We start from the raw sequence: 1,148 nt of genomic DNA, 5'->3' as shown, positions 1-1,148 counted from the left end.
CATGGACTCAGGACGAGTACAGCGGCGGCGGGCGGCCTGCTCGTGGTCGCCGCGCTCGGCGGAATGCTGCGCGCTTCGCTGCCCGCCGACTGGACGGTTCCCGGCTATCTGGCGTGTGGAATCGCCCTGTTGGCACTGGTGCGGAGCCGACTCCCCAAACCCGTGCACGACGGCCTCGGCTGGGCCTCCGGTGTCGTGCAGGCGGGCGCGGTGCTGTGGACGCTGCCCGCCGTCGGCGTCACGCTGCTCGGCCCAGCCGCGTGGGTGTCCCGCGCGTGGTCCGGTGCGCCGGGCAACGCGCGTGAAGCGGCTGCGGTGGACACCTTCTGGCCGACGCACGCGATGACAACTCCATTGGTTCTGCTGGCAGTTGCCGCAGTGCTGGCCCTCACGGTCCGCACCGCCGAGTGGCGCCCCCAGGCACTGACCGCCGCCCTCACCCTGGCCTGGGCGACGGCACTCACCCTCCCGACCGCACTGCAACTGCCGTACAACGTCGGCCTGTTGGTGCACGGGTGCACGGTCATGGCCCTGCTCGCACTCGGGCACCGCATGGCCACCACGCTCGCCCTGGTCACTTCTCTCAGTCTCGCCTGTCTTGCCCTGGCCGCCGAGCCGGCCACCCTCGCCGTCCTCGCGTCGCTGACCGCCGTGTTCGCTGCAGCCGCCTGGGGCGGGCGCCTCGCACCGGCGTCCGGCGCCGCCTCCCTCGGATACGCGACGGCACTGGCCTGTGCGGTGGGCGCCTCCCTCGACTGGCAGCCACAGCATGTCGCGCTGCTGGTGCTGCTCGTACCGGCGACCGCCGCACTGCTCGCCGCACGCGTCGGTGACCCGGCCACCACGAAGGCGGTCGAGATCACGGGGGCTACCGCGGCGCTGATCGCGATCGATCTCGCGACGGCCGAACTGCCCATGCTGGCACTGGTATTGGCCCTGTGCGGAGTGATCGCGGCAGGCACGGCGGTGCGCCCCGACCGCAGGAACATCGGCTATGTGGCCGCCGCTCTCTTCATCCTCGCCACCTGGGCGCGGCTGGCCGCGTGGGACGTCACCGACCCCGAGGCGTACACGCTGCCGGTGACCGTCCCCGCGCTGCTCGTCGGCGCGCTGCGCAGGCGCCGCGACCCGAGCGCCACGTCCTGGAC

The 1,148-nt window shown here is 72.9% G+C and carries 1 protein-coding gene; it reads left to right on the top strand.

All coding sequences use genetic code 11. The annotated features are described in order from the left end of the window. Nucleotides 1-1,148, top strand: a 1,148-nt coding sequence (locus R6V09_RS53565; RefSeq protein WP_442810320.1) for an SCO7613 C-terminal domain-containing membrane protein, incomplete at both ends; no start/stop codon positions are given.

The organism is Streptomyces sp. W16 (assembly GCF_033194735.1).
GTDB lineage: Bacteria > Actinomycetota > Actinomycetes > Streptomycetales > Streptomycetaceae > Streptomyces.
Note: the sequence above shows the minus strand (reverse complement) of the source record. Positions and strands in the feature narration are given on the sequence as shown.